We start from the raw sequence: 6171 nt of genomic DNA, 5'->3' as shown, positions 1-6171 counted from the left end.
TTCTTCTTTCGTCATGATCAGAAGATTGGCCGGATCGTTGTTAAGGCCATTGTAATCGCGGTGGTGCACTACGTGAGCGTGCCAGCTAATGCTCTTGCCGGTCTGCTGGTGATTATGGAAGTTTGCGATCAGCCGGTGCTCGAGCTCCCAGTTCGGGCGATCGGTCGTGCAGATCCACCGGTAGGGCTGCGAGCTGCTGTTCGAGTGCGGCAGCACCTTCTCAAACGAGGAGGTGCGGCGGGTCATGAGGCTGAGGCTGTCGCCGGGCGCCAGCTCCCGGGCCTCCTTGACCCTACCGTCGGAGAGGACGAACTTGTGGTTCTCCGTAGCTCTCACGAAATTGCCGTCGTCGAGCACGACTTTGAGGATTCGTTTGGCGCGCCCGGTGAGGCGTGGGTTCCGCATCATCCGGACCGTTGGTTTTCCCTTATCGTTGCGGCAGAAGACGGGAACATCCTTCCCTTCCTCCGCTAACTGCCGGATGGGAATGCTCCCCCGGCCGTCGGCCACGGCCACGAGCGTTTCACCGGCGAGACACGGATTCGTGCTCTCGATTTCGCCGAGCCTGGGAGTGGGGTTGTCCCGGTTGATCCGGTCGATGAAGATGATACCCGGCTCGCCGTTGCGCCACGCGGAGTCCACGATCTTCTCGAACACCTCGCGGGCTTTGAGGCGCGCGGGGTTATCGCCGGAATGGGGGTTGACCAGCGGGTACTCCGCGTCGGCCTCCACCGCTTTCATGAACTCCTCGGTCAGCGCGACGGAGATGTTGAAGTTGTTCAGCCGGTCGCTCTTCGATTTGCAGGTTATGAAATCCAGGATGTCCGGATGGTCGACCCGCAGGATCCCCATGTTGGCGCCCCGCCGCGTCCCGCCCTGCTTGATCGTTTCGGTGGCCGCGTCGAAGACCGTCATGAAGGAGATCGGGCCCGACGAGATTCCCTTGGTGGACTTCACAACGTCGTGCTTCGGGCGCAGGCGTGAGAAGGAGAAACCGGTCCCGCCGCCGCTTTTATGGATGAGCGCGGTGTTCTTCACCGCATCGAAGATCGATTCCATCGAATCGTCGACGGGCAGAACGAAGCATGCGGAGAGCTGCTGCAGCTCCCGGCCTGCATTCATCAGGGTGGGGGAGTTGGGCACGAAATCCATGCGGGCGATAGCCGCGTAGAACGTTTCCGCCCACTTCAGCACCACCTCGGGAAGGGCGTTGTAGTAGAATCCTTCCGCCGAGGCGATGTTGTAAGCCACGCGGGCGACCATCTCCTCGGGGGATTCCAGGTTTTCGCCGCGTGTATCCTTCTTCAGATACCTGCGCTCGAGCACCTTCCGGGCGTTTTCCGTGACCGGCAGCGGCCCGTATTTCCGGCGCATTTTTTCGGCCCATTCCTTCGGCGGGATTTCGGTATTCCCTTTTCCCGAGGGGCGCTTGACGGCATCCGGAAGGGCGGAATCAGCTTGCGCAGGGGCAGGAACATTAAGGTCCATCGTTTCGACTCCATTCTTTCGGCATTCCCTTACCCCGGGAGGAACACCTACTAATTATATTAGCCTATGTTGTGGGTTTGCGCGGCACGCATACAAGATATTGTGTCCCCCATATCCTGTCAAGAAAAACGCGGGTAAAAAAAATAATTCCTTCAACTGCTCTAATCCATGCGGTTTCGGGCGGAATAAAACAGGGTTTATTGCGTTTGCCGCCTTCAAGTGAGAGTTTCATATTGTGGCTGTTTTCCGTATTTCCCTCTTTATTTCGGCAATCGCATTTCCGGTTCGCATTTCCGTTGCGGGATGACGTGCGCCGCGGGCATTACGGACTCTGCCGTTCGGATCCATTTTCGGTTCCATTGACGGGATGACACGTTAAGTTTCGGCTTGATTCTGTTGCCGTGTTGCTGTAAGTATACAGCGTTGTTGTTGGTATACAGTCGACAATTGCCATCACGGATGTCATTTGACCTCTTGGTCGTAACTCTCGAAACATCCGGATGAAGAAAGGGGCGTCCATGCTTCCCCTGCGCCGTGACTCGATCCGCATCGCAGCAACGACTGTCCTCCTTGCGCTTGGCTTGCTCGCGGCCGCACTACGCACCGACGGTTTGGCCCTGGACAACGGGCAATGCTTCGACTGCCACGGAGACTCGGGCATCCTCTCCTGGTCGGCCCAGGAAAAATCCGGCAACGTCAAGCCGGGAGGGCCCGCGAAACCGCAGCGCCACGTTCCGCCGTTCCCCGGGCTGAACCTGTTCGTGGATCCGGCGCTGTACAAGGCATCGGTCCACACGGATCTCTCCTGCACCGACTGCCATGCGGACATCAAGGACCTTCCCCATGCAGCCCGTCTTGCTCCGGTCGACTGCTCGGGATGCCACGCGGAGGCGAACAAGGCCTACAAGGCGAGCCGCCACGTGATAGTGCACCGCAAGGAGGCGAAGACGGACACGCCTGCGTGCTCCGACTGCCACGGCGCGCACGCCATAACGAAATCCTCCACCTCCACGTCGCCGGTATACTTCCGGAACGTCGCGGCTACCTGCATCAGGTGCCACTCCAGCCCCGAATTGACGAGGCGGGGTGTCATTCCCATCCCCGGCGCCGGCTCCATGTACGAAAAGAGCATCCATAATCGCGCGATCGTCGAAAAAGGGCTGAACAAGTCGGCCACCTGCGTCGACTGCCACGGGTCGCACGATCTCAAGGACCGTCTCGATCCCGCTTCCCCGATCTTCCGGACGAACATCCCGGCAACCTGCGGGAGGTGCCATTACGGCGTGTTCTCGATCTTCCGCGACAGCGTGCACGGCGTCGCCTTTTACCGCGGCGTACCTGACGCTCCCGGCTGCACAGAATGCCACGGGGAACACGATATCAGGCAGGCGGCCGACCCGGGCTCCTCCGTGTCGTTCGCGGCGGTGCCGCAGAAGACGTGCCCCTCCTGCCATGCCGCCGAAAAGCTGGCCGCAAAGTACGGCATCGCCATTGAGAAGGTCAAGGGCTACGAGCAAAGCTTCCACGGCCTCTCCCAGCGGCTCGGGGACGTTACGGTGGCCAACTGCTCCTCCTGCCACGGAACCCACGAGATCTTCCCGTCACGGGATCCCCGGTCGACGGTCCACCCCAATAACCTGAAGGTCACCTGCGGAAAGTGCCACAAGCTGGAATCGGAGATCTTCGCCAGGGGGAACATGCATTTCGGGCCAGGCGGGATCGGCGGGCAGATCAAGTTCTGGGTGGAGAAGATCTACATATGGATGATCGTAGTCGTAATCGGCGGCATGGCCGTCCACAACGGAGCCGATTACATACGCAAGATGCAGGCGATCTACAGGAAGCGAAGGGAAAGCGAAGGGCCGATGTACGAACGGATGAATCTGTCCGAAAGGGTCCAGCACGTACTGACGGCCTCGACTTTCTTCATACTGGTAATAACCGGGTTCGCCCTGAAGTTCAAATGGTCGATTCCGTTCATCTCCGACGCGACGAACGTGGCTATCCGCGCGCAAGGCCACCGCGTGGCGGCCATCCTTATGGTCGTCACGTGCCTTTACCACCTTTATTACGTGATCTTCACGGCACGCGGGCGCGACCAGTTCGCGCGGATGATGCCCCGCTGGCAGGATGCCCTGGACATCGTCGGGATGCTCAAATACCTCGCGGGATTCGATAACCACAAGCCGCAGTTCGGGCGGTACAGCTACATCGAGAAGGCGGAATACCTTGCCCTGGTCTGGGGATCGATCGTCATGATAGTCACGGGGTTCATGCTGTGGTTCCAGGACGAAACGCTGCGGCGCATCCCGATGTGGGGCCTCGACGTGGCGACGCTCGTTCATTACTATGAAGCGATCCTCGCAACGCTGGCCATCATCGTCTGGCATCTGTATTATGTGATGATCAATCCCGACTTCGCACCGCTATCGCTCACGTGGCTCGACGGAAATCTCACCCGCCACGACATGGAGCACGAGCATGCCCTTGAGCTTCAGGAGATCGAAGCCAGGGAGCGGAGCGGCAAGGCTCCGGGGACGGGAAAGACCGGAAAGCCCACGGAGGAGTCATGAAACGGATGCTGACGCTGTTTACGCCTCTTATCCTTGCCGCGGCTTTGCTTGCCTTGCCGTGGGCGGCAGGCGTCGCGGTTTCCGCAGTGAACGAATGCCAGGACTGCCACGGCGACAAGACGATCGAGATGTCCCTCCCCGGCGGCGCCACGCTGTCGCTGTTCGTCGACGAGAAGGCGTACCGCGCTTCGGTGCACGGGAAGGGGGACTGCACGACATGCCACTCGGACGCGAAGGCGCCCCACGGGAAGCTTGAAAAGGTTTCCTGCGGCAAGTGCCACCCCGACGCCGAGAAGTCATACAACGGCAGCACACACGGCAGGGACCACGCCAAGGGGAACAAGGACGTCGCCTGGTGCGCCGACTGCCACGGCAAGCACGACGTCCGCAAGTCGAAGGACCCCGCATCCCGCACGTTCCGCATGAACATCGTGGCGGTGTGCCTGAAGTGCCACAACGACCGCGTGATCGAGGAGAAGTACAAGCTCCCCGACCAGACCGTGATGGCGGCCTACGAATCGAGCGTCCACGGCATGGCGCTGAAAAAATCGGGTCTCATGGGAACCGCCGTCTGCTCCGACTGCCACGGCAATCACGCCATTCTTCCGGGGGACCAACCCCGCTCCGCGACGCACAGGCAGAACATCCCGACGCTCTGCGGCAAATGCCACCCCGGCATACTGGAGAAGTACGAGAAGAGCGTGCATGGAAAGGGAATGCGAGGCGGGATCGCCGATTCCCCCGTGTGCACCGATTGCCACGGGGAGCACAAGATCACGAAGATCAACGACCCCTCGTCGCCGGTCTTCGCGAAGAACATCCCGAAAACATGCGCCTCCGCCCGCTGCCACGAGAACGCCGGGATCGCCAGCCGGTACGCCATCCCGAAAAAACGTTTTTCCACCTACATGGAATCCTTCCACGGCATCGCGCTGGAGTACGGCATGACCAAGGCGGCCAACTGCGCTTCTTGCCACGGGTTCCACGAAATCCTGCCGGCGTCCGACCCGGAATCCAAGGTCCACCCGTCGAACATACCCAGGACCTGCGGGAAGTGCCATCCCAATGCCGGGCCGAACTTCGCGAAGGGGCCGGTGCACGTCGAGGTGACTCCCCAGAAGGCTATGGGGGTATTCGCCGTGCGGGCCTTCTACACGATCTTCATTTCCGCGCTTGTAATCCTTTTCGTCCTGCACGTCGGCCTCGAACTGCACGGCAGGCGGCGCCGCAAGAGGGCGGAGGAAGGGAAAAAGGAGTAACGACGATGAGCGGGAACCCCACGGGGACGGTCTACGTCGAACGCATGTCGCTCATGTACCGGATACAGCACATCCTTCTCATGGTCACGCTGGTCGTCCTCGCGTTGACCGGATTCGCGCTCATGTACCACGATAACTGGTTCGGCCGGGCGCTGATCGTGTGGGAAGGCGGGGTCCTTTTCCGCGGCTTTATTCACCGGGCCGCGGCGATTTTCCTTCTGGCCCAGATGGTGTACCACGCTTATTACATGCTGTTCTCGGCTGAAGGGAAGCGCGAGCTCAATGAAGTATGGCTGCGCAGGCAGGACCTGGACGATTTCCTCCAGGCGATCCGGTACAACATCGGTACCGCAAACGAGTATCCGCGCTTCGGCAAGTACGGCTACAAGGAGAAGTTCCAATACTGGGGAGCGACCGGCGGGATCTTCCTGATCTCGATCAGCGGAATCTGCCTCTGGGCCGAGACCTTTTCGATGAGGTTCCTGCCGAAGCTCTTCCTCGACCTGTGCCTTATCGTCCATGGGTACCAGGGGCTGCTCGCATTCGTCATTCTTCTCTTCTGGCACATCTACAACGAACACCTGCACCCCTCGGTGTTTCCGATGAACAACTCCTGGCTGACGGGAAAAGTCGAAGCAGAATGGATCCGCCAGGAGCATCCGCTCGAATATGAAAAACTCAAACAGGAAGGGGTTCTATGAACTTAACCCGCAATTCTCACCAGGCTTCTGCTGCGTCGGCGGATACGGGTATGTCTACTGCGGTGCCCTCGGTCGCGGCGCCTTGTATCCATACCCGTCTCCACCGCCTCGCGACGAACCTTGGCGAGAAATGCGGGTTCAAGTCGCTGT

At 60.0% G+C, this 6171-nt stretch carries 4 protein-coding genes; 3 read left to right on the top strand and 1 reads right to left on the bottom strand.

Going from position 1 to position 6171, the window contains the following annotated elements; all coding sequences use genetic code 11:
• A partial coding sequence (locus HY896_02895; protein ID MBI5575293.1) for an HNH endonuclease occupies nucleotides 1-1374 on the bottom strand: 1374 nt, incomplete at its 3' end.
• Between the two features lie 614 nt (nucleotides 1375-1988).
• Here HY896_02895 and HY896_02890 point away from each other — a divergent pair.
• From HY896_02890 to HY896_02880, 3 genes are read left to right on the top strand one after another with little or no spacing between them, the layout of a single operon-like run.
• Nucleotides 1989-4061, top strand: a complete 2073-nt coding sequence (locus HY896_02890; GenBank protein MBI5575292.1) for a cytochrome b/b6 domain-containing protein — start codon at nucleotides 1989-1991, stop codon at nucleotides 4059-4061.
• Nucleotides 4058-5320: a hypothetical protein gene (locus HY896_02885; GenBank protein MBI5575291.1), complete on the top strand. Its 1263-nt coding sequence runs from the start codon at nucleotides 4058-4060 to the stop codon at nucleotides 5318-5320. Before HY896_02890 ends, HY896_02885 begins: the two co-directional genes overlap by 4 nt.
• 5 nt (nucleotides 5321-5325) lie before the next feature.
• The gene (locus HY896_02880; protein ID MBI5575290.1) at nucleotides 5326-6021 is read left to right on the top strand and encodes a hypothetical protein; all 696 of its coding nucleotides are present in this window, start codon (nucleotides 5326-5328) and stop codon (nucleotides 6019-6021) included.
• Nucleotides 6022-6171: the final 150 nt, after the last annotated feature.

The organism is Deltaproteobacteria bacterium, assembly GCA_016218975.1.
GTDB lineage: Bacteria > Desulfobacterota > Deferrimicrobia > Deferrimicrobiales > Deferrimicrobiaceae > JAENIX01.
The sequence above is the reverse complement of the archived record's forward strand: the minus strand, read 5'-3'. Positions and strand labels throughout refer to the sequence as shown.